The sequence below is a fragment of the Micromonospora cabrerizensis genome, assembly GCF_022230955.1.
Lineage (GTDB): Bacteria > Actinomycetota > Actinomycetes > Mycobacteriales > Micromonosporaceae > Micromonospora > Micromonospora cabrerizensis.
Genome location: NZ_JAKKFI010000089.1, coordinates 1 through 21,711, shown reverse-complemented (window position 1 = coordinate 21,711; position 21,711 = coordinate 1). Strand labels below are relative to the sequence as shown.

At 70.8% G+C, this 21,711-nt stretch carries 20 protein-coding genes; 16 read left to right on the top strand and 4 right to left on the bottom strand.

Going from position 1 to position 21,711, the window contains the following annotated elements:
* Positions 1-75: 75 nt before the first annotated feature.
* The 7 genes from LADH09A_RS23590 (at position 76) to LADH09A_RS23560 (ending at position 6,495) form a co-directional block, all read left to right on the top strand.
* Positions 76-1,617: a phenylacetate--CoA ligase family protein gene (locus LADH09A_RS23590; RefSeq protein ID WP_238647649.1), complete on the top strand. Its 1,542-nt coding sequence runs from the start codon at positions 76-78 to the stop codon at positions 1,615-1,617.
* Positions 1,614-2,060: a DUF4188 domain-containing protein gene (locus tag LADH09A_RS23585; RefSeq protein WP_238647648.1), complete on the top strand. Its 447-nt coding sequence runs from the start codon at positions 1,614-1,616 to the stop codon at positions 2,058-2,060. Before LADH09A_RS23590 ends, LADH09A_RS23585 begins: the two co-directional genes overlap by 4 nt.
* Positions 2,057-3,142, top strand: a complete 1,086-nt coding sequence (locus LADH09A_RS23580; protein ID WP_238647647.1) for a hypothetical protein — start codon at positions 2,057-2,059, stop codon at positions 3,140-3,142. The genes LADH09A_RS23585 and LADH09A_RS23580 overlap by 4 nt, the downstream gene beginning before the upstream one ends.
* Positions 3,139-4,032, top strand: coding sequence for a nitroreductase family protein (locus LADH09A_RS23575; protein ID WP_238647646.1), 894 nt, complete (start codon positions 3,139-3,141; stop codon positions 4,030-4,032). The genes LADH09A_RS23580 and LADH09A_RS23575 overlap by 4 nt, the downstream gene beginning before the upstream one ends.
* A gap of 91 nt (positions 4,033-4,123) precedes the next feature.
* Positions 4,124-5,128, top strand: coding sequence for a hypothetical protein (locus LADH09A_RS23570; RefSeq protein WP_238647645.1), 1,005 nt, complete (start codon positions 4,124-4,126; stop codon positions 5,126-5,128).
* Positions 5,129-5,409: 281 nt separating this feature from the next.
* Positions 5,410-6,201 (top strand): hypothetical protein, encoded by a 792-nt coding sequence (locus LADH09A_RS23565; protein ID WP_238647644.1) that lies wholly within the window; start codon positions 5,410-5,412, stop codon positions 6,199-6,201.
* A 12-nt stretch (positions 6,202-6,213) separates the two neighbouring features.
* Positions 6,214-6,495: a hypothetical protein gene (locus LADH09A_RS23560; RefSeq protein ID WP_238647643.1), complete on the top strand. Its 282-nt coding sequence runs from the start codon at positions 6,214-6,216 to the stop codon at positions 6,493-6,495.
* A gap of 90 nt (positions 6,496-6,585) precedes the next feature.
* Here LADH09A_RS23560 and LADH09A_RS23555 read toward each other — a convergent pair whose 3' ends face one another.
* Entirely contained in the window at positions 6,586-9,444 is a 2,859-nt protein-coding gene (locus LADH09A_RS23555) for a CBM96 family carbohydrate-binding protein (protein ID WP_238647642.1), read from the bottom strand.
* 189 nt (positions 9,445-9,633) lie between these two features.
* Between LADH09A_RS23555 and LADH09A_RS23550 the strand changes: the two genes are divergently transcribed.
* From LADH09A_RS23550 to LADH09A_RS23540, 3 genes are read left to right on the top strand one after another with little or no spacing between them, the layout of a single operon-like run.
* The gene (locus tag LADH09A_RS23550; protein ID WP_238647641.1) at positions 9,634-9,990 is read left to right on the top strand and encodes a YciI family protein; all 357 of its coding nucleotides are present in this window, start codon (positions 9,634-9,636) and stop codon (positions 9,988-9,990) included.
* Positions 9,987-11,252 (top strand): RNA polymerase sigma factor, encoded by a 1,266-nt coding sequence (locus tag LADH09A_RS23545; protein ID WP_238647640.1) that lies wholly within the window; start codon positions 9,987-9,989, stop codon positions 11,250-11,252. The genes LADH09A_RS23550 and LADH09A_RS23545 overlap by 4 nt, the downstream gene beginning before the upstream one ends.
* On the top strand, positions 11,249-11,755 hold the full coding sequence (locus tag LADH09A_RS23540; RefSeq protein ID WP_238647639.1) for an SRPBCC family protein: 507 nt from the start codon (positions 11,249-11,251) through the stop codon (positions 11,753-11,755). The genes LADH09A_RS23545 and LADH09A_RS23540 overlap by 4 nt, the downstream gene beginning before the upstream one ends.
* Before the next feature lie 24 nt (positions 11,756-11,779).
* On the opposite strand, the gene LADH09A_RS23535 is transcribed toward LADH09A_RS23540, so the two are convergent.
* The gene (locus LADH09A_RS23535) at positions 11,780-11,992 is read right to left on the bottom strand and encodes a helix-hairpin-helix domain-containing protein (protein ID WP_238647638.1); all 213 of its coding nucleotides are present in this window, start codon (positions 11,990-11,992) and stop codon (positions 11,780-11,782) included.
* A 114-nt stretch (positions 11,993-12,106) separates the two neighbouring features.
* Here LADH09A_RS23535 and LADH09A_RS23530 point away from each other — a divergent pair, with 114 nt between their 5' ends.
* From LADH09A_RS23530 to LADH09A_RS23505, 6 genes are all read left to right on the top strand, one after another.
* The gene (locus LADH09A_RS23530) at positions 12,107-14,935 is read left to right on the top strand and encodes an AfsR/SARP family transcriptional regulator (protein WP_238647637.1); all 2,829 of its coding nucleotides are present in this window, start codon (positions 12,107-12,109) and stop codon (positions 14,933-14,935) included.
* Between the two features lie 69 nt (positions 14,936-15,004).
* Positions 15,005-16,591: an alpha/beta hydrolase gene (locus LADH09A_RS23525; RefSeq protein ID WP_238647636.1), complete on the top strand. Its 1,587-nt coding sequence runs from the start codon at positions 15,005-15,007 to the stop codon at positions 16,589-16,591.
* Between the two features lie 182 nt (positions 16,592-16,773).
* Positions 16,774-17,415, top strand: a complete 642-nt coding sequence (locus tag LADH09A_RS23520; protein WP_274530050.1) for a DNA alkylation repair protein — start codon at positions 16,774-16,776, stop codon at positions 17,413-17,415.
* 96 nt (positions 17,416-17,511) lie between these two features.
* Positions 17,512-17,727, top strand: coding sequence for a hypothetical protein (locus tag LADH09A_RS23515; RefSeq protein WP_238647634.1), 216 nt, complete (start codon positions 17,512-17,514; stop codon positions 17,725-17,727).
* Positions 17,728-17,810: 83 nt separating this feature from the next.
* The gene (locus LADH09A_RS23510; protein WP_238647633.1) at positions 17,811-18,554 is read left to right on the top strand and encodes an aminoglycoside phosphotransferase family protein; all 744 of its coding nucleotides are present in this window, start codon (positions 17,811-17,813) and stop codon (positions 18,552-18,554) included.
* A gap of 94 nt (positions 18,555-18,648) precedes the next feature.
* Positions 18,649-19,239 (top strand): DinB family protein, encoded by a 591-nt coding sequence (locus LADH09A_RS23505; RefSeq protein WP_238647632.1) that lies wholly within the window; start codon positions 18,649-18,651, stop codon positions 19,237-19,239.
* A 128-nt stretch (positions 19,240-19,367) separates the two neighbouring features.
* Here LADH09A_RS23505 and LADH09A_RS23500 read toward each other — a convergent pair whose 3' ends face one another.
* On the bottom strand, positions 19,368-21,407 hold the full coding sequence (locus LADH09A_RS23500; protein ID WP_238647631.1) for a hypothetical protein: 2,040 nt from the start codon (positions 21,405-21,407) through the stop codon (positions 19,368-19,370).
* A 73-nt stretch (positions 21,408-21,480) separates the two neighbouring features.
* The coding region (locus LADH09A_RS23495; protein ID WP_238647630.1) for an integrase core domain-containing protein at positions 21,481-21,711 on the bottom strand (231 nt) is incomplete at its 5' end.

The following is a 21,711-nucleotide window of genomic DNA, read 5'->3' as shown; positions in this document are numbered from 1 at the left end:
AATCCACTTCGTACTCAACGACGCCTGAGTATCCGCCGTCAGGTGCCTGCCCCGACCGCCCGATAGCGTTGCCGCGTGGTCACTTTCCTGCGCCGGTGGACGCTGCGATCCGCGAGCTTCGCTCTGACCTGGCTCTACACGCTCTACCGGATCCACCCGGCGGTGTGGCGGCTCACGGCACGTCAGTACCGCCCGTACATGGGTCACTTCGCCCGGCTGCACGCCTGGATGACGTGCCAGTTCGCCGCGATCGACGTCCCGGCGTACGGCGACTTCCTGCGCCGCGGCAACTGGCGGTTCCGGTGGTTCGACCTGTCGTCGTACCCTCCCACGGACAAGCGGTCGTACGTGCAGGCGTACCCGGAGGCGCAGCGGTGTCGGCACGGTGAGATCGAGATCGCCGGCAGCGTGGTCGACGAGTCGTCGGGGTCGTCCGGTCAGCCGTTCAACTGGATCCGCAGCCGTCGGGAGCTGCGATCGGTGCACAAGAACCTGGCCGGCTACGCGACCATGGTGTTTCCGTCGAGGCGGCGGTTCGTCATCAACGCTTACTCGATGGGCGCCTGGGCCACCGGCACCAACACCGGCATCGCCATGTCCACCATCGCGATGGTGAAGAACACCGGGCCCGACCTCCAGAAGATCGTGGACACCCTGCGCTACTTCGGGCCCGGCTTCGACTACATCGTGACCGCGTACCCACCGTTCCTCAAGCACCTGCGCGACAAGCTCGACGCCGAGGACTTCCCGTGGGCGGACTACCGCATCAGCGGTCTCGTCGGTGGCGAGGGGATGACCGAGGCGCTGCGCGACTACCTCCAGGAACGTTTCCTGAAGGTGCGCTCCGGCTACGGGGCCAGCGACCTCACCATCGGCATCGCCGGGGAGAGCGACTTCACCGTCTGGGTGCGTCGACAACTGCGGACCGACGTCGCGCTGCGCACCGCCCTGCTCGGCGCCGACGAGCACCGGCTACCGATGGTCTTCCAGTACAACCCGCTGGAAACCTATCTGGAGACCACCGCGGACAACGAGGTGCTCTGCACCATCAACTCGACGGCGGTGCTCAACCCCCGGGTCCGCTACAACATCGGCGACGAGGGCAGGCTGATCTCGTACCCCGAGGTCCTGGCCGCGATCAGCGACCCCGCCGCGCGGGCCGCCGCGGACCGCGCCTGGCAGGTCGACCGGATGCGGTTGCCACTGCTCTTCCTGTACGGCCGCAAGGACAGCACGATCTCGTACATGGGCGCCAACATCTACCCGCAGGACGTCGAGTACGGCCTCTACACCGGCAACCCCCAGGCGCACCTGTTGCAGAGCTTCTGCCTCCAGGTGACCGAGCAGGCCGACCTGGAGAGCCGACCGGTCGTCAACCTGCAACTTCGCGACGGCGTGGTGCTCGGCCCCGACGAGCGGCGAACCCTCGTCGACACCTGCCGTGCGGGGGTGCTGCGTCACCTCGCCGAGGTCAGTCGGGACTTCGCCGAGTCCCTCGTCGAGGACCCGTCCGCGGCCGACCTGCGGGTGGAGATCCACGAGTACGGCACCGGACCGTTCGCCGACACCGCCTCCACGATCAAGAACGTCTACCTGGTGAAGGGTGTGCCGGCATGAGGACCACCGACTTCTCCGCGGCTCCCCCGGTGGGCCAGGCGACCGCCATGTTCGTCGGGGCCACCCGCTATCGCGGGCCGCGCTCGATCGTCACGCTCACCCGGACGTGGTTCCGGATGGTCCGGCAGATGAAGCGGATGAACGGGTACCGGTGGCACACCGTGTACTACCAGTTCCCGTTCACGCTCGGCACCATCGCCTTCTTCAGCGACCGCGACGCGCTGCTGACGTTCGCCCGCAGCCGCCACCACCGCGACCTGATGTGCTGGGTGACCGATCACGGCACCACGAACGCGACCGGTGGCTACATCCGCCTGTACAACGCCGAGCCCGAGGGTTACAGCAACGGCGTCTGGCGCGCCGAGGCGGACGGCATGGCGCACATACCGACCTTCACCCCGCTCTCCACCGAGACGGCCGGCCCACCGGTGCACCGTCGATGAGAGTGGATCCGGTGCGGTCGCGGGCCGACCTGCGGGCGTTCGTCGACTTCCCGCTGCGGCTGCACCCGAGCGACCGGTACGTACCCCTGCTGTCGTCGGTCATCGCGACCCACCGCCGCACCGCGGACCTGTTCCTGGTCCGCGACCGCCACGGTGTGGTCGTGGGTCGCACCAGCGTGCACCACAGTGCCGCCTTCGACGCCAAGGTGGGCGCCCGACAGCTGTTCGGGCACACCGAGTTCGTCGATGACGACGACGTCTTCGCCGCCATCCTGGACGCGGTCGAGACCAGGGCCGACGGTCGACCGCTCTTCGGGCCGGTGGCACTGCTGCCCAACCAGACCGGCGGGGTGATCACCTCGGGCTTCGCCGACCGCGGCTTCGTGGACTCCGCGTGGAACCCCGCCTACTACCCGCGGATGTACGAACGGCACGGCTTCCACCGTCGCTTCGAGGCCGACACCTGGCTGGTCGACCTCGACAACACGGTCGTCGCGGACCAGGACCACGGATTCACCTTCGACGACGCCCGGATCGCCGCCGAGCAGCTCGTCGTCCGGCACGGCTCCCGGTGGCGTCTCCACCGCCAACTGCCGATCCTGCGGCAGATGCTCAACGCGAGCTTCGCGCAGCTCGGCTACTACACCGACATCTCCGCCGAGCAGTTGGCGGAGCAGACCGACGGTCTCGCGTTCCTGCTGGACGAGGCGCTGCTCCTCTGGCTGGAGAAGGCCGGCAGGCCGGTCGCGTTCGTCGTCACCGTGCCGGACATCTCCGAGTACCTCATGCGCGTCGGTGGCCGGCTCGGCATACCCAACCAGCTCCGGCTGCTCGCCACCCGCCACCGCTACCGCAGCGACGCCGTCCTCATCATCAAGGGCACCGTGCCCGACGAGCAGGGCAAGGGGTACCTGACGCTGCTGTCCCGAGAGCTGCACCGCAACCTCGCCAGCCTCGGCTACCGCACGCTGCGTAGCACCTTCGTCGAACGAGCCAACGTCGCCTCGGCGGCTCAGTACCGCCGGGCCGGCGGTCGGCCACTGCACGGGTACACCTACTACGAGAAAGCGGCGGTCACGTGAGCTGGGTCGAACGGTTGCGGGCCAACGAGGCGATCTGCCGCCGGGCGCCGAGCGCGCACAACACGCAACCCTGGCGGCCGGAGTACCACCCGGACGAGATCACCATCGGCGTCGATCCGGCCCGCAGCCTGCCCGACTCCGACCCGACCGGGCGGGACCTGGCCCTCGGCATCGGCGCGTTCGTCGAGACGTGCCTCATCGTCTCCGCCGAACTCGGTCTCACCGTCACCGCGGCGCCCGGTCCGCGACTGGTCCCCGCGGCCGACCGCTACGCGACCCCGTTCACCATCGCCGACGTCGAGGCCCGCCGGGTCGCCCGTGGTCCCTACGCACCCGGGCGCGTCGACGCCGCCGTCCTTGACGGGCTCGGCCCCGGCGTCGCGCACGTCCCGACCCGGGATCTCGCGTCGGACCTGACGGTCGCCGACCGGTGGCTCTTCGGCACGCCGGCCGTCGCGGTCGAGCTACGTGACTGGCTGCGACTGAGCCCAACCCACCCTCGATACCACCTCGACGGGCTCACCGACCGGGCGCTCGCCCTGTCCCGGTACGAGGCGCGGGCCCTCTCCGCCGGGCTCCGCGCGTACCCGGTCACCCGCCGGATGGGCCTCCCGGCGCTGCTGGCCGCCAGCGGCCGCGGCCTGTTGCGCTACGACGGCAGCGTCCTGGTCCTGCTGGCCGACGACGACGACCGCGTCGCCGCAGGCCGGCGTCTTCTGCGTACGTGGCTGACGCTCGCCCGGCACGGCCTGTCGGTCCATCCACTCAGCCAGCTCGTCGACTGCCCGGCGACCGCCAGGCGGCTCACCCAGCGGGTGGGCGGCGAACCGCTCGCGGTGTTCCGCGTCGGCCGGCCCCTCGCCGAGCCGGTCCGCTCGGCGCGACGCTAGCCGGCCGGTCACCTCGCGCCGCGTCGTACACAATCGGGTTGTTCTGCACGGGTGCACGGGTGACCATGGTCGGCATGGCGGGAGCTCGCGGGTGAGATCGCCACTTCAGGGCGGGCTGCCGCTGCGGGACGCGGTGGTGGGCGCCGTCGTGGAGATCGCCTGCGACGAGTCGGGATTCTCCGGCACCAACCTGCTGCACTCGACCGCCCCGGTGATCACGCACGCGAGTGTCGACCTGGTGGCCGACGAGGCCGTCGCGCTCATCACCGCGCTGCGGTCGGGGTTCCGGTTCTCACCACACGAGCTGAAGTCCGGGCGGTTCCTGCGCGGCTCCGGTGCCGACGAAGCCCTGGAGTGGTTGCTGACCGCGTTGACCGGCCGCGCCCACGTCCACCTGATCGACAAGGAGTTCTTCCTCGTCACCCGGATCGTGGACTTCCTGCTGGCCGAGCCGTCGTACGCGGCCGGCACCCGGCTGGCCCGCGACCAGCGGCCGACCGCCCTCGGCCTCTACGCGGCCAGACACTCGGCCGGGAGCGACTGGGGTGCCTTCCTGGCGGCGTTCGTCGACCTCGTCCGGATGAAGCGGCGGGTGCCGGTGCGGCAGTCGGTCCACCGGTTCTTCCAGGCCCGGGACGCGCTGCTGCACCGCGGGCTCGGCGCGGCGGCCGACGCCGTCCTCCACGGGCTCGACCCGAGCCACGTGCGAGCCGTGCTGGCCAGACTCGACAACGACGACCGGTCGGTGCCCCCACCGCTGGAACCGCTGCTGCCGGCGCTCGCGGAGACGGTCCTGTCCTGGAGCGGCGGGCAGCGGCAGGTGCTGGTGACCCACGACGAGCAGAGCGCCCTGACGGCCGACCGACTGACTCGCCTTCAGCGGATGATGGCCGCCCGTGGCGCATCGTCGGCGGCAGCCGACACCACCTGGGCTCTACCGAACGGGGTGTCACCCCTGGCGGGGCTGGTGATGGTCGACTCCCGTGACGATCCGCGCGTCCAGGTCGCGGACCTTCTCGCGGGGGTGGCCCGGCGCAGGCCGGGGATGATCGGCGACGCCCTCCGGCAGCCGCCGCCGCACGACCCGGCGGTGTGACGCCCGGCCGCCGCGTTCGGCCGTCGCCGTCGATCCACCTCAGAGGGTGCATTGTCTGCAGTGGACGTACCTCTGGCCAGGTACGGCGTGACGGGAGGTGTAGCTCGCCCTTACCGGGGGCAAGGAACACACATGGAGCGAACGACAGGGAGCGAGGAGCGACGGCTCGGCCAGCGACGCAGGACCGGTGACTCGGACCGGGCGCGGCCGGCGACACGGCTCTCCACCGCCCCTGTGCGATGCGCCTGAGGCACAGCCTGCCCGCGGTTGCGCTCGGGGCGGTGGCACTGGGCGCAGCCCTCGGCGCTGACCCCGCTCGCGCCGACTCCACGCCGCCACTGCCGGTGCCGTTGCCAACCGATCCCCACCCCGCGACGGCCACGACCTCGCCGAATCTCATCGAGACACTGCTGCCCGGCGTGGTCGAGTCGCCGTTGTCGATCCCGCTGCCGTCGGCCATCCCGCTGCCGCTGCCGTCGGCGATTCCGCTTCCCCTGCCGTCGGCCATCCCGCTCCCCCTGCCGTCGGCCAGTCCGCTGCCTCTGCCGGCCATTCCCCTGCCGTCGACGTCGGCCAAGCCCCCCGCCGTTGTGCCGACCCCGCCGCCGAGCGCAGCCCCGTCGTCCTCGTCACCCACCGCCCCCGCTTCCCGGGCCGCCCGCCCCGCCTCGCCGCCGCCCTCAGCACCGCCAGCACCGTCGACCTTCGTGACGGCCACGGTGTCTCGCGGCACCCACGGCACCGCCGACGGCCGCACGCGGGATCGGGCCCGGACGTCGGGTCAGGCGCAGGCGGCGATGGGTGCGGTGCCCGCGCCGACACCGCGCCCGCCGGGCCGCCCCGAGCCGGGGCTACCGGCGATCGTGCTGGCTGTCGCGTCCGCACCCACCGGCGTCGGCGCCGGCGGTGTCGACTCGCCGACGTCAGCGGCCGAATGTCCACCACCCATCTCGCCACTGTCGCGGGGGCTCACCGTCGCCGCCGTCGACATGCGCGCCACCAGCCGGCCCGTGGAGCGGGGGCCTCCGCCTCCACGGCAACTCCTGATCAGTCAGCCGCGTCCACGACGTTGATCAGGAGAGATCATGGAAATAGCCGTCATCTGGATCCCCGCCGACATCGAGCCGTCGGAGCCCGCCGTCGCGGTGTGTCTCGCACACCTTCGGCAACACGACTACCGGTTGAAGGGCATCGTCCGGGCACCATGGGAGACCGTCGAGCAGAAGATGATCGACGGTGAGGTGGACGTCGTCGTGATCGCCGACCCCGCCCACCTTCCGCCGGACCGGTCACCCCGGATCGAGGTAGCCGCCCCGGCGTCGACGGCTGACGAGGACCGATCGGCTTACGACACGCAACTCGACTAGACCGACCAAGCGCCCCGTCCACGCCGGACGGGGCGCTTAGTCGACGTGGCGCTCCCCGGAACCCGTCGACGCCCGGCTGTGAACCGGGTTCTAGGTTGTCACGAGTTCGAAGACCGTGTTTCCGGCGGGGACGATGACCGAGCGCCATCCGGCGCCCGAGGCCGGCGACGTGGCGGGCCTGCCGTCGAGGCGTACGAGGTTCAGCCCGGGATAGTAGAAGGTGACCGTGATGTCGTGGCCGGTCGTGTTCAGCACGCGCCCACCGCGTCCCTTTGCCAGGAGGCTGACGTACGAGTCGGTCTCGAAGCCGTAATCCCGCCAGCGCAGGGTGCGCCCCTTGCGAACGAGGTAGTTCGGCACTTCAACCGTGCTCGGTGCAGCTCCGCTCGTGGTTCGGTACCACGCGGCCCACCCCTGCCACCTCACGTTACCGATGGTGTTCTCGGTCGCACCCATCGATGCGATCGCATAGTCGGTGTGGCCGCTGGCGTGCGTGATCGCGGCACCCGAGTAGCCGCTTCCGGCAATTCTGCTCATCGCCGCCTTGGGGTGAGCGTCGTCGAAGGGAAAGAGCACGGTGACGACGTTCTTGCGGTCTACGGAGTCCGTCGGGTAGGTGACGTAGAGGTACCTTCCCTGACGGCTGTCGGCCCAGTCGGCCAACGGGCCGCTCTTGACGTGCACCTGGGAAGGCGGCGTGGCGAGGAACGCGGTGAGCCTCACCCGGGTGTCGGTGCACGGGTCGACGTCAATGGGGAAGGTGTAATCCGTCATCGTCGGAGCCGCAACTGGATCGCTGGCCGAGTTGGGATGCCAGGCGATTCCTACCGGACCCGATCCCGTCACCTCGGTCAACTCGTCAAAGACCGTCCAGTAGCCCTGGGTGTCGGTGTTCGGGTGGGCGAAGACCAGGCTGCGCCGGTGCCTGCCATTGGGTAGCGCCTCACCGGAGTCGCCGGTGGCGTAGTCGACGCCGCCCCACAGCAGGTCCTCGACGATCCCGGCGCCGTAGGACTTCACGTGATTGTTGAGGCTCGGCGGCGAGAAGTCGTTGAACGTCGGGCCATAGCCAATGAGTGCGGTGTTGCTGAGAACGGCCAGGTCCCTGATCTGAACGTGGCTGAACCCGACCGCGGGCATGCCGTAGCCGCTGTACCCGGAGTTGCGCAGCACGTGCTCGCCGTAAGCGGACAGGTGCAGCGAGTTGGTGTCCCGATGCTGGTGACCGCCGTCCTTGATCGCGTTCCACAGCGCCCCAGCGAGTGCCCGTGGGTCGTGACTGCTCTGCAGGAACCAGGCGCCGGCGTCGGGAAAGACGCGACTCGGAACGACAGCGGTGGGCGACGGCGCCTCGGTCGTCAGGGCGTACGTCGTGATCATCGGAAGGGGCGCGATGGTCACTCGGTTCAGACTCCATGCCGCGTGAGACGCAGACGCCGGGCTGAACTTGTCGGCGCTGTAGGTGCGGGCAGAGCGGGACACCGCGCCGCCGGTTGTCGCGCTGTCGCCGAAGGTGTACTCGTCGCGAGCGACGATGTCGTCCGTGGTGTTGACCAGGAGTCTGGGTAAGAAGCTTGCCTCGGCGGCGACACCCGGTTGTCGCGAGATGAACTGGGCGAACCGGTTGGCCCCAGCACCGGTGGAGCGGATGCCGACCGAGAACTTCCGGGCCCCCGCCGCCAACGCGTCGCGGACGGCCACTGTCACGTCCAGCTCCGCCGCCATCCTGGTCCGCGGATCCCAGGTGCCGAGCAGTGTCGTGGCCGTTGGCCGGTCGCTCCAGGTGACCTTCTCATCCCAGGAGTCGTCCACCCGTGAAACTGCCAACGGGCAGCCGTCCGCGCCGACCATGCTCAGATAGAGCCGAAGTCGCACCTTGACCACCTGGTCGACGGCCAGATCATCGAGATTGAAACGGAGGAAGCACTCTCGGGTGAAGTCGGGCTCGTCCACCTTCACGTGCAGGAGGCCACCAGATTCGCCCGGGTCGCTGGCGTATTTCCCACCGCGTACCGTGACGTTGGCTTCGGCGGCCAGCCTCCTGCGAGGTAGGCGTCGGGTGACCGGCGTCGTGAGGTAGCCGGCATAGAACTCCATCGCCGCCCGGTAGGTGGGGTCCTGGTAGAAGTTGCGATAGCCGGGCACGCTGGAGTAGAGCTCCGGATCCCTGCTCAGGACATCGACAAAATACGATTTCGGGTCACGATCACCCGGTGAGCCGAGGCGGTGGCCGACGTAGGTGGGTGCGGCCAGGTACGCGCCGCTGACCCCCATGACGGACGCGAGATGGCTCTCGAGTTCCCTGATGGCATCGCCGAGCGCCGCCCGCTCCGCGCTGCTTCCGCCGCCCGTCACCCGGTACGCGAGCCAGGTGCCGTAGGCGCCGATCGGCGCCGCCTGCCAGCTCGGGAACGACCGGTAGTCAGCGAAGGCCGCGGCAATCTGCCCGAGGCTCGCTTCGGCCGCAGCTCGCTCGGTCGAGGTGAGCCCGCTGTGGACGACGTCCAGGCCGAGCACCAGGTGGAAGAGAGCGTTCGCCTGGGGAACCGTCCCACTCCAGTCCCATTTGTCGAGCAGTCCGAGGGTGACCACCTCTCGGTGGAGGTGGCCCACCATTGTGAGGATCTTCCGGGCGTGAACCGCCGCGTTCGTCTGGTCGTCGAGGATGTACGCGAGCGAGGAGTAGCTGGCGATCTCGGCGATACGCTTGGACCGGTCACCCAGCGAGAGTGCCGCGTCGAAATCCCAGCCGGCCCGGCTGATCGCGGCCCTCTTCCAGCTCCGCCAGGGCTCGCTGGCGGCCCGTGCTCGCAGGTCGTCGAAGTCGTCGGCCGAGACGAGCAGACACGGGCGGGTTGCCGCAGCCAGGGAGGGGCTCGCCGTCAGCATCGGCAGGGCGCTGGCAGCCCCAGCCAGGAGCGGCCACTGCAGGATCGTACGACGGCGCATGTTCTCCCCCGATGACATGTGGACGCCGGAGCATGCTACCCATGATCTTTCGCCCGGAGTGTCCCGTCGTACGGCGGTGAACTGTCGACGCGGTGAAGATTGGTCCTCTCGTCTGTCGATCGGCGATCAGGTTCACTCGTCGGTGGGGTAGGCGGGCCCGGCCGGGCTCCACACGATGGGATGCGCGACATGGCGAAGTACCTGATCCTCATCCACGGCGACGAGCGGCAGTGGGCCGCGATGTCGCCGCAGGAGTTGCGGCAGCGCGACGAGGCCCACTGTGCCTTCACCGTCGCGGCCGGGCCAGCAATCCTCAACGCCCAGCAGTTGGAGCCGGCGAGCGTCGCAACCACGCTGCGCACCGACCCGGACGGTCGGCTGACCATCACGGACGGGCCGTTCCTGGAGACCAAGGAGGCGGTGGGCGGCTACTACCTGATCGAGGCTTCCGACCTCGATGAGGTGATCGGTCTGGCCTCGCGGCTGTACGAGGTCTCCGCCGCGCACAGCGGGGTGGAGATCCGTCCGGTGGTCGACCGCGGATGAGCGCCGAGGTCGTCGCGGCGGTCGCGCAGGCGCACCGCCGCGACTGGGCCCAGTTGCTGGCCGCGACGGCACGCCTGACCCGGGACCTCGACCTCGCCGAGGAGTGCACCCAGGACGCCTACGCCCAGGCGCTGCGGGTCTGGCCGCAGATCGGCATCCCCGATCGCCCCGGTGCGTGGCTGACAACCACCGCCCGCAACCGGGCGCTGGACGTGCTGCGTCGCCAGTCGGCGTTGCGTCGGGCCCTACCGCTGCTGGTGACCGACCGGTCGGTGCCCGGCCCCGAGGACGGCCTCGATGACGACCGGCTCCGACTCGTCTTCACCTGCTGTCATCCGGCCCTGTCCCGCGACGCTCAGGTCGCGCTGACGCTGCGGCTGGTGTGTGGGCTGTCCACCACGGAGGTGGCCCGCGCGTTCCTGGTGCCGGAACCCACCATGGCCGCCCGGATCACACGAGCCAAGAAGAAGATCACCACGGCCCGGATCCCGTACCGTGTGCCGTCGCCCGATCACCTCGGCGGACGCGTCAGCGCCGTCCTCGACGTCGTCCATCTGATCTTCACCACCGGCCACACGGCGCCGAGCGGCGCGCACCTTGTCCGCCGTGACCTGGTCGACAGCGCAATCAACCTCGCCCGCATGCTGCACCTGCTCATGCCCACCGACACGGAGATCAGCGGCCTGCTCGCGCTGCTGCTGCTCATCCACGCACGTGACGACAGCCGCGTCTCCGCCGGCGGGCGGCTGCAACTGCTCTCCGAGCAGGACCGCGGGCGGTGGGACAACCGGCTCATCAGCGAGGGTGTCGCTCTGGTGACCGACGCGCTGCGTCGCAGGCCGCCGACACGGTACGCCGTCGAGGCCGCGATCGCCGCCGTGCACGCCGAGTCGCCGACCTGGTCGGACACCGACTGGGCGGAGATCATCGGGTTGTACGACGTCCTGCTCCAGCTCTGGCCCTCGCCGGTGGTCGAACTCAACCGTGCCGTGGCCGTGGGTCTGCGCGACGGCCCGCAGGCCGGTCTCGACGCGCTGACACCACTGCTCGCCGAACCGGTCCTGGCGACCTACGGCTACCTCAGTGCCGCCCGTGGTGAATTCCTGCGCCAGCTCGACCGGTGGACACCGGCGGCGGACGCCTACCAGGAGGCCCTGGCCCACACCGACAACGAGGTCGAACGCGCCTTCCTCACCGAACGGCTCGGCGAGGTCCAGCGCCAGGCGTCGACGGCGATCACCTTGAGGGAGGCGTACCGGTGACAGGTGGTCAGGCCGCGCCCGTCGCGGTGTCCCGGCGGATCGCCGCGCCGGCGGCCGACATTTTCCAGGTCCTCGCGGACCCTCGGCGCCACACCGACCTCGACGGCTCCGGGATGCTGCGGGGTGCCGTGTCGGACGCGGCGGTCGCCGCCGTCGGCGACGTCTTCGTGATGAGGATGCACTACTCGCGGTACGGCGACTACGAGATGAACAACCACGTCACCGAGTACGAGGTGAACCGGCGCATCGGCTGGAGGCCGGAGCCGGGCCGAGGCCACCCGGACACCGCACCCGGTGCCGCGCCCTCGACGCGATGGGGACACCGGTGGACCTACGAGCTGACCCCCGACGGCCCCGACGCGACCATCGTGACCGAGACCTACGACTGCTCCCCGCTGCCGGCCGACGAGCAGGCGGCCATGGACGGCGGGCGCAGCTGGATCACGAGCATGACCGCGACGCTGGAACGGCTGGAGGCGCTCTGCGCCCACCCGCGCGGCTGAGGCAGCGGCGCCCCGGCGGCCCGCCTACGAAGCGAAGGTCAGCCCCTGCTCGGCCAGCGCGGCGGCCAGGAGGTCGACCGCCTTCGGCCCCACCCCGTGCATGGCCAGCAGATCGCGGCGGCGGTGGGTGGCCACCTGGGCGAGCGTGGTGATGCCGGCCTCGAGCAGGGCACCGTTGGCCGGTCGCCCGATCGGCGGGAGGTCACCGATCTGCGCGGGCACGTGGCGGGTACTCACCACGCCACGATAGTCCGCCCCGGCCGCCGATCGGCGTCCGGAACGCCGACCTGGTCACTGCTGGCGGCCGTCCAGCCGATGAAGGTCGCTGATCCGGGTCCGTACGATGGCGTGATGGACCCTGCGGGGGTGCCGTCGGCGCTGCGGTACCGACTGCTCGGCCCGGTCGAGGTGCGGTCTCCTGCCGGGGAACGGCTGGCCCTCGGCACGCCGATGCAGGTCCGCCTGCTGGCCATCCTGATGGCGCAGCCGGGCGCCGGGTGGTCCATCGACAAACTCGTCGACGAGCTGTGGCAGGGACGCCCGCCGAAGACAGCGGCCGGAAACGTGAAGACCTATGTCTGGGCGTTGCGCCGCGCGCTACGGTCCCCAGGAGTACCCGATCCGGCCATCCTCGCCGAGGTCACCGGCTACCGTCTCGTCCTCGACCCGCACACGACGGACAGCCTGGCCTTCGACGACCTGACCCAGCGCGGGTACCACGCCCTGCGGCAGGGCCGCTGGTCAGCTGCCCTGGAGGCGTTCGAGGCGGCGTTGGCGCTGTGGCGTGGTGAGCCCTTTGCCGGCCTCCCCGGTTCGGGGGTGTTGCTCTCCGTCCGGGCACGCCTTCAGGATCAGCGGGCGAGTCTGCTGGAGGAGGTCACGGACCTCCAGCTGCGCTCCGGAGCGCACCACGAGCTGATCGAACCGCTCCGGGCGCAGGTCGACGGGGATCCGCTCCGTGAGCGCCCATGGGGGCAGCTGATGGTGGCTCTGGCCCGGGCCGGACGGCGTACCGACGCGCTGGCGACGTACCGGAAGCTGCGCCGACTGCTCGCCGACGAGGTGGGAGTCGAGCCCGGTCCGGATCTCCAGCACCTGCACATCCGCATCCTGCGGGCCGATCGGGAGCTGTTGACACTCGCGCGGTCGCCGAGGAAGACCACGCCCCGGGTCGTCCCTCGGCAACTGCCGGCCCCGCCGGCGATGTTCACCGGCCGGGTCGGCGAGCTGGCCCGGCTCACGACGCTGCTGCTCGGCGACGACGGGCCGGCCGGCACCGTGGTGCTCACCGGCACCGGTGGCGTCGGAAAGACCTGGCTCGCGTTGCGCTGGGCGCACGACAACCGGCACCACTTTCCCGACGGGCAACTCCACGTCGACCTCAGCGGGTTCGGCGTGGCCCCACACGAGGCGTCCCCCTCGGCCGTGGTCGTACGCTCGCTCCTGCCCGCTCTGGGCGTGAAGCCCCTGGAGATCCCCGCCGATCCGGCAGCCCAGTTCGCTCTGTACCGCAGCCTGACCGCGGACCGACGACTGCTGGTACTCCTCGACAACGCGCGCGACGCCGAACAGGTGCGGCCGCTGCTGCCCGGGTCGAGCCGCTGTGGCGTGATCGTGACGAGCCGCCACACGCTGCCCGGCCTGGTCGCCGCCGAGGGCGCTCAACCCCTCGCACTCGACCTGCCCAGCACCGCCGAGGCGCGCCAACTGCTCGCACGCCGGCTGGGTGTGCAGCGGACCGCCGCCCAGCCGGCAGCGGTGGACGAGCTGATCAGCCGTACCGCCCGGTTGCCCCTCGCCCTGTCCGTGGTGGCCGCGCGAGCCGCCGCCCGGCCCATGTTCCCCCTTCAGTCCATCGCCGACGATCTGGCGGCGAGCCGGGGTGGGCTCGCCGCCCTGGCCACCGACGACGCCGCTACCGACCTGCGTACGGTGCTCTCCTGGTCGTACCGTCTACTCAGCCCGGACGCCGCCCGGCTGTTCCGGCAGATCAGTCTGCTTCCCGGCCCCGACGTCAGCGCGGCGGCGGCGACCAGCCTCGCTGGAGCGGCGCCGCACCTGGTCCGACCGGCGCTCGACGAGCTGACTCGGGCGAACCTGCTGGCTGAGCAGTCCCCTGACCGCTTCCGCTGTCACGATCTGCTCCGCGCCTACGGGCAGGAGCTGTCGGACGCACACGACTCGGCGGCCGACCGCAGCGCCGCCCGGACCCGTGTCCTCGACCACTACCTGCGGATCGCCCGGGACGCGGCGCGGCTGGTCGATGCCGGCCGGCTCCCAGTCGACCCGCTGCCCCTGCCCGCCGAGGAATCGCCCCCGGCGTTCACCGACCACCAGTCCGCGCTGGCGTGGTTCGCGACCGAGCAGCGGGTGTTGCTGGCCACCGTCGACGACGCGGTCGCGCACCGCTTCGACGCCCACGCCGGGCAGCTCGCCCAGGCCCTCACTCCGCTGCTCAGCCGTCTGTCACAGTGGCACGACCTGGCTGCCGCGCAGGCCAGCGCGGTCACTGTCGCACGACGCGGCGATGACCCCGGTGCCGAGGCGTTGGCGCACCGGGACCTCGCGCTGGCCCAGATCCAGCTCAGTCGCCACGGCGCCGCCCGCGACCACCTTCGGCAGGCGATGGCGCGGTACGACCAGATCGGTGACCGGCCCGGGCAGGCGAGCACGCACCTGCATCTCGCCTGGCTGCATGACATCGAGGACGACCCGCGGGGGTCGTTGCCACACGCCGCGGCGGCGCTGGCGCTGTCCAGCGGCACCGGCGACCGGCGTGGCGAGGCCGCCGCGCTCAACGCGCTCGGGTGGTGCCATGCCCGGCTGGACGAGCACGCCCGCGCCATCGCCTACTGCGAGCAGGCGCTGGCTCTGCACCAGGAGGTCGAGGACCTGCTGGGCACGGCCCACACCTGGGACAGTCTCGGGTTCGCCTATCAGGGTCTCGGGGTGCACGAGACGGCAGCCGCCTGCTATCGGCGCGCTCTCCTGCTCTACGCGGACCTGCGCGACCAGTGCGGGAGGGCCGAGACGCTCATTCGTCTCGGCGACACCCATCAGGCCGAGGGCGACCTCGAGACCTCGACCGACCTGTGGCGACAGGCGTTGGTGCTGCTCGACGAGATCGGGCATCCGCAGGCCGTGGAACTGTCCGAGCGGCTGGCGGCCGTGTACCGCTGAGGGCCTGCTGCCGGCCGCACCCGCACCGGCATGGATCCGACGTGGACCGGGCGTCGGCAGGCTGGACCAATGCTGACCACGAAGAGACCCACCTTCTGGCATCGCAGCGGGGCTGATCGTCGACGCCCGCCGCTCCTGCGCTGGCTCCCGGCCGTCGTCGCGGTCCTCGCCGCCCTCTCGCTCAACGCCCCGCCGGCGCTCGCCGCCCGCACACCGGTGACAGCCGGCGGTGCCGGGTCGATCGCCGCCCCGCCCGTTGACCGTACGACCGGCGGGTGGAACGGCCGCGTCGACTGGCGAGCGTGCCCGGAACGACCCGACGATCCGGGCACGCGCTGCGGCACCCTGCGCCTGCCGGTCGACTGGGCCCGGCCGAGAGGGGAAACCTTCGAGCTGGCCCTGGCCCGGCGTACCGCCACCGACCCGTCCGCCCGCATCGGCGTCCTGGTCATCAATCCCGGGGGTCCCGGTCTGTCCGGTGTGGACGCGACACTCACCGCCGACGGCCAGTACGGACCGGAAGTGCTGCGCCGCTTCGACATCGTCGGCTTCGATCCCCGGGGTACGGTCCGCAGCGCCCCGGTACGATGCTCGACCGCACTGCTCGACCGGCACCCCTCGCTGGTGCCGACCACGGCGGAGGATTTCGACCGGCTCCTCACCTACAACCGCCAGTTGCGCGACGACTGCCGGGCCCACAGCGGCCCGCTCTTCGACCACTTCGACAGCGACAGTGTCGCGCGGGACATGGAGGCCGTCCGGGTGGCGCTCGGGGAGCGGCAGCTCAGCTTCTTCGGGCTCTCCTACGGCACGCTGCTCGGACAGAGCTACGCCGAGCTGTTCCCGGACCGGGTCCGCGCGATGGTCCTGGACAGCGTGATGGACCACAGCCTGGGGATCAAGGAGTACTTCCGCAGTGGCGCGGCCAGCAACGAGGCACTGTTCCACGAGTTCGTGACATGGTGCGGCCGGAACCAGAGCTGCGCTCTGCACGGACGCGACGTACCGGCGCTCTTCGACCGTCTGATGCGCCGGGCCGACGCGGGCACGCTGGTCGACGCGGCCACCGGTGACCGGCTGGACTGGTTCGAGCTTGGTTTCGCGACGTTCGCCAACTTCTTCGACGCGACCTGGGCCGATCTCGCGAACCTGCTGGTCGCGCTGGAGCGGGGCGAGGCGGCGAATCCTCCCCTCACCTCACCGAGGACACCCGTCCAGACGGGCGAGGAGCTCACCGAGTACGCGCTGCTGGCGTTCTGCGAGGACTGGTCGCTGCCGGTCGACGGGTTCGCCGAGTGGAACCAGCTTCTCCAACTGTCCCGCGCCACGGCACCTCACCTGCGGGCGTCACCGCTGTCCGTCCGCTTCGCCGCGATCTGCCTGGGCTGGACGGCGATCAACCCGCAACATCGGCTGCGGGTGCGGACGGACACCCCGCTGCTGGTGCTCAACGGTCGATACGACCCGGCCACCCCGTACGACGGGGCGTTGCGGGTGGCGGCTCAGCTCGGCAGGCGAGGCGCCCTCCTCACGTACGAGGGATCCGGGCACGGCAGCTATCCCCGCACGGAGTGCACCCGGAGTCACGTCGAGCGGTACCTGATCGCCAGAGTCACACCGCCGGCCGGCGCGAGTTGCCCGGCCGCCCCGGCCTGACGGGTCCGACTCGTCGCGTTGACGCCCCGGCCGCCACGGTAGGTGGCCGGGGCGTCTGTCGGGTCACGCGCCAGCCGCAGGTCACCGTCGGCTCCGCGCGTCGTAAGGTGCATCTCACACCCGAGGAGCTGGAGGCTGCGGTGACCGCGACGACGCCAACTGACACGGTGGTGGCCGAGGTGATGGCCGAGCTGGCCACGCTGGAGGACGACCGGACACGCGAGGTGAACGCGAAACACGGTGACGATCACGGTGTGAACCTCGGCAAACTCCGTGCGCTCGCGAAGCGGCTGAAGACGCAGCAGGAACTCGCCCGCCAGCTCTGGAAGACCGGCGACACCGCGGCGAGACTGCTGGCGCTCCTGATCTGCCGACCCAGGGCGTTCGAGCGGGACGAGCTGGACGCGATGCTGCGCGAGGCACGGGCGCCCAAGGTGCAGGACTGGCTGGTGAACTACGTGGTGAAGAAGAGCCCGCACTCCGAGGAGCTACGCCTGGCCTGGTACGCCGACCCGGATCCGGTGGTCGCGAGCGCCGGGTGGGCACTGACCACCGAGCGCGTGACGAAGAAGCCCGAGAGCCTCGACCTGCCGGGACTGCTCGACGTCATCGAGAGCGAGATGAGGGACGCGCCGGATCGCCTCCAGTGGGCGATGAACCACTGCCTGGCCCAGATCGGCATCGAGCACCCCGCGCACCGCGCCCGCGCGATCGACATCGGGGAGCGCCTGGCGGTGCTCAAGGACTACCCGACCTCCCCCGGCTGCACGTCCCCGTACGCGCCCATCTGGATCAGCGAGATGGTGCGCCGCGCACACACCTGACCAGAGCCCCGACCGAGACAGCCGTGGCGAGGGCGCGGGGAGCGCCCGGACCCTCCCGCACCGCCCGGCGCGACAACAGGTGGCGATGACACCCTCATGCACCCCCCGACCGACGTGGAGCTGACCCGACATGGCCTCCACGCGCAGATCGAGGAGCGTCTGGGCTACCAGCGGCAGGCGCTCCTCGTCTACCGCGCGGCGTACTCGCTGATCACCGCGAACGCCTACGACCCCGAGGGCAGGGACGGTCACTTCGCGTGGTGTGTCGCGGCCCTGAACCGGCCCGACGTGGTCCAAGCCCTCCTGGGTTGAGCACCACCGGACGGCGACGAGGTCAGGCGCGCGCGACAAAAAGCCGGTGACCTGGCTGGTCAACCCCCGCGACAATGCCGAACATGCAGCAGGTCGAGGTCGTCGTCGCCCACCACGAGCGCGTGACCATGCGCGTTGGTGACGTGTTCTTGAAGATCGACGCTGATCAGACGCGCACGGACGTCGAGGTCGAGGCCATGGCTCTGGCGCCGGTCCCGACTCCGGAGGTCCGGTGGCGGAAGCCGCCCGTCCTCGCGCTCGCCGCCCTGCCCGGGACGGCGCTCGGCCGCCTCGGCGCACCGTCGACGGCGTCGCGGGCAGCCTGGGCCGCGGCGGGCGCCGCCGTTCGGATGCTGCACGACGCTCCGCTGCCGCCCTGGCCCGGTCGGAGCCTCGAAGAGATCACCTCGCACCTCGACCGCGAATGCCAGTGGCTGGTCACGAACGGCGTCCTTCCCACCGACCTGGTCACCCACAACCGCCAGGTCGCCGACGCGGCACTCCGGCCGTGGACACCCGCGTTCACTCACGGCGACCTGCAGATCAGCCACGTCTTCGTCGACGGTGACCAGGTCACCGGCGTCCTCGACTGGTCCGAGGCGGGCCGGGGTGACGGCCTGTACGACCTCGCCAGCTTGACGCTCGGGCACGAGGAGCACCTTGGTGACGTCCTCGTCGGCTACGGTGCCGAGGTCGATCTCGACGTGATCCGTGGGTGGTGGTCGGTGCGCAGCCTGCTGGCGATCCGCTGGCTGGTCGAGCACGGCTTCGACCCGTCCTCGCCGGGCTGCGAGGTCGACGTGCTGCGAGCCCGGCTCCGAGGCTGACGGCCACCTTCGCTGCGATGCCGCCCCCGACCGGACGCTGATCGTGCGAACGCCGCACCCACGATGGCCCGGCGCATGAGGAAGACTGGCGGGCATGGCTGACCTGGGCGATGCGAAGGCTGCGCTGCACCACTACCTTCTGGAAAGTCGCGAAGACCTGATCTGGAAGCTCGACGGGCTGAGCGAACGCGATGCCAGAATGCCCCGCACCGCGACCGGCACCAACCTGCTGGGCATCATCAAGCACTGTCTCAATGTCGAAGCCGGCTACTTCGGGTCCACCTTCGGGCGCGAGTTCCCGACGCCGGAGGAACTCGTCCCCATGGAGGCGTTCGACGAGGACCCTCAGGCAGACTGGTACGCGAGCGAGGACGAGACGAAGGATGGCCTGATCGATCTGTATCGCCGTGTCGGGGTGTTCGCCGACCAGACGATCGACCAGCTGCCGCTCGACGCGCCGGGGCAGGTGCCGTGGTGGCAGCCGGGCCGACAGGACGTGACGCTCCAGCGGATCATCGTGCACGTGACCTGCGACATCGCCCGTCACGCGGGTCATGCCGACATCATCCGCGAGCAGCACGACTCGGCGGTTGGCCTGCGGCGGGACAGCACCAACATCCCCGTTGGCTACGACTGGCCGGCGTACGTCGCCAAGCTGACGAAGCTGGCCGACCGCTTCGCCTAGGCCGCGAGACGGCCGCACCCGACGAGCGCGCCGCCCGCCACGGATCTGCGGCGGGCGGCGCGGTCAGCGTTCGGCTCCCGCGGCGAGGCGCCGGCGGTGCCAGCGCCCCCGAGCAGCGGTCGAGCGGATCAGGGGCAGGGCGTCCCCGCGCAGACGTCGACGACCTTGCCGGTGAGCAGGAAGACGGCCTTCTGTCTCTGGGCTCCGGCCTGGGCGCGCGGGAACTCGTGCGGATCGTCGCCGTACTCCGGCCCGGCCGGGGCCAGGTTGGTCGCCGGCGGCGCGTACGCGGCGCCGCTGTTCCAGATCACGAGCGCCGAACCGGTGTACGGGTAGCGGCGGATCGGCGCGATGCCCCAGTACGGACGGACGTCCGACGACCAGCCGTCGGCGAGCGCGGGGGTGTGCAGGCGGGCGCCGATGGTGCGCGCCTGGACCTCCGCCGCGGCGGGCGAGACCTGCTGGTCACCGAAGGCCACGTGCATCAGCACCTGATGCGGTGGGCTGCCGGGCAGTGGTCGGTCGGTCATGTGCTGGGCGTACCCGTTGGCCTCGGACCGGTCCCACAACATCTGCAGCAGCGCGAGGATCAGCTGTTGGTCGACCTTGTCCGGGTAGTAGCCGTCCATCACCGTCTGGAACGGGGCGAAGTCCACGCTGCGTTGCAGCAGTGTGGAGTAGTTCATCGCCGGTACGCCGAGCACCGAGCGGGTCCAGTCCTGGGCGATGGCGGTGAGTGCGCCACCGTTGATGCCGCCCTGGCTGTTGCCGTCGTAGTGCAGCCCACCGGCCAGGTTGACCAGCGGCCGTGCGGCGGCGTCCCGGAATGCCGGGTGGGCGGCGAACCCGCCCGGATGGATCATCGTGCGGCCCAGGAACAGGAAGTTCAGGAAGCTCTGCTGCAACCGGTCCGCCACGGCGGGGAAGGCACTCAGGTCGGCGAAGGCGCCAGCCACATAGGGGACGTCGCCGGCGGCCATGCCGATCCAGCTGGTCGCGCAGAAGGTGAAGTTGTGGGTGTTCGACATTGTCCTGACGTTGCCCGCGTTGATCTCGGTCGGCTTGCCGAGCAGGCCGTGGCCGTAGAGCGACAGATGAGCAGGCCGCCCGGCGGACGCGCTGCGCGGGATGTTGCAGACGAAGTCCGCCGCGATCGTCGCGCCTGACGGCGTGGGCAGGGCGTTCGCGGTCTGCGGCGTCCCGGGACCGCCGGCCGGCCCGTAGTGCAGCCGCGAGCCTGGCCCGCCGTCGCCGGTGAGATAGGACGGTACGCCGATGGTGCCGGTCACCTGCCTGGCGATCAGCGGCTCCTGCTCCACCGGATAGTCGGTCACCTGGGTGACGGTGAACGACGGTGCGGCCCGACGGAGGGCGGCGAAAGCGCTGTCGCGGACCGCCAGCATCCGCCCGGTCAGACCCTGCCGGCTGGCCACGGTGAAGTCCCAGGCCAGGTAGAGGCTGTGCCGCTTGACCCCGGTCCGGATCAGGTCGGCGAGAATCCGCCTCATCTGTGGCGCACGGGTGTCCCGATGGCCGAGGTCCGCACCGGTCACGTAGGCCCTGAAGGCCTTCGGCGCCGGGATCGACGCCCCGTTGCCGTCGCGTATGCCGCGCAGGCCGACGACGTAGCGGGTGCCCTCGGTCAGCGCCACCGCAGGCCGGATGATCAGCACCTGCCGGTCGGGCTGGCTGGTCGCGTGCGCGTCCAGCTCGGCCCAGTACGGCGTGCGCTCACCGGTCCGGGCGTTGATCAGCACGATCGGCGCGTCCGGCGCCAGCGAGCGGCCGATGTCGGTGACCGGCGCGATCCCGGTCGCCGCGGCGTCGAGGCCGGGCACGCGCACCAGGATCGGTGAGCCCGGGCTGAACCCGTCCTGCCGGTTCCATTCCGTCGGGTCGATCGGGGTCCCCGCCACGTTGGCGGGCATCGCGGCGGAAGCGAGCCGCACCCGCTTGCCGGTGGGGCTGGTCCGGTCCGGCACGGTGAAGTAGTCGTTCGGGAAGGGCAGCAGACAGGCCGTCGGGTCGATCGGGTCGCAGGCCTGCTGCCCCGTCGGTGCAGGAGTGGCAGGGGGTGCCGCGGCGGCCGACGTGCCGAACAGGACGGTGCCCGCGCTCATCAGCACGGACACGGCGAGACGGAGCCCTCTGTTGGTGGTCACACGCATCTCCTTCGACGCAGGTGGTGTTCTTCCTACGCTCGTGAAGGAATCTCAGCAACACCGCGACGCCGGTGGATGCCTAGGTGTACTGACCCGTGAGGTTGGGGACGCGGCTGGCGGGTGGTAGGCCGTTGAGTGCGGTGTGTCCGCGGTGGTGATTGTAGGAGTGGATCCAGCCGGGGAGGGCTTGTCGGCGTTCGGTCTCGCTGGTGTAGGGCCGTGCGTAGGCCCATTCGTCGAGCAGGGTGCGGTTGAAGCGTTCGACTTTGCCGTTGGTCGGGGGTGTGACGCGCGGTGTGTCCTGGTGGGT

Excerpts from the sequence above, each read along its gene's own strand:
- LADH09A_RS23550 (WP_238647641.1), top strand. The coding sequence starts at position 9,634 with ATGGCGAAGTACCTGATCCTCATCCACGGCGACGAGCGGCAGTGGGCC.
- LADH09A_RS23525 (WP_238647636.1), top strand. The coding sequence starts at position 15,005 with ATGCTGACCACGAAGAGACCCACCTTCTGGCATCGCAGCGGGGCTGAT.
- LADH09A_RS23530 (WP_238647637.1), top strand. The coding sequence starts at position 12,107 with ATGGACCCTGCGGGGGTGCCGTCGGCGCTGCGGTACCGACTGCTCGGC.
- LADH09A_RS23505 (WP_238647632.1), top strand. The coding sequence starts at position 18,649 with ATGGCTGACCTGGGCGATGCGAAGGCTGCGCTGCACCACTACCTTCTG.
- LADH09A_RS23580 (WP_238647647.1), top strand. The coding sequence starts at position 2,057 with ATGAGAGTGGATCCGGTGCGGTCGCGGGCCGACCTGCGGGCGTTCGTC.
- LADH09A_RS23585 (WP_238647648.1), top strand. The coding sequence starts at position 1,614 with ATGAGGACCACCGACTTCTCCGCGGCTCCCCCGGTGGGCCAGGCGACC.
- LADH09A_RS23520 (WP_274530050.1), top strand. The coding sequence starts at position 16,774 with ATGGCCGAGCTGGCCACGCTGGAGGACGACCGGACACGCGAGGTGAAC.
- LADH09A_RS23500 (WP_238647631.1), bottom strand. The coding sequence starts at position 21,407 with ATGCGTGTGACCACCAACAGAGGGCTCCGTCTCGCCGTGTCCGTGCTG.
- LADH09A_RS23515 (WP_238647634.1), top strand. The coding sequence starts at position 17,512 with ATGCACCCCCCGACCGACGTGGAGCTGACCCGACATGGCCTCCACGCG.
- LADH09A_RS23510 (WP_238647633.1), top strand. The coding sequence starts at position 17,811 with ATGCAGCAGGTCGAGGTCGTCGTCGCCCACCACGAGCGCGTGACCATG.
- LADH09A_RS23545 (WP_238647640.1), top strand. The coding sequence starts at position 9,987 with ATGAGCGCCGAGGTCGTCGCGGCGGTCGCGCAGGCGCACCGCCGCGAC.
- LADH09A_RS23555 (WP_238647642.1), bottom strand. The coding sequence starts at position 9,444 with ATGCGCCGTCGTACGATCCTGCAGTGGCCGCTCCTGGCTGGGGCTGCC.
- LADH09A_RS23560 (WP_238647643.1), top strand. The coding sequence starts at position 6,214 with ATGGAAATAGCCGTCATCTGGATCCCCGCCGACATCGAGCCGTCGGAG.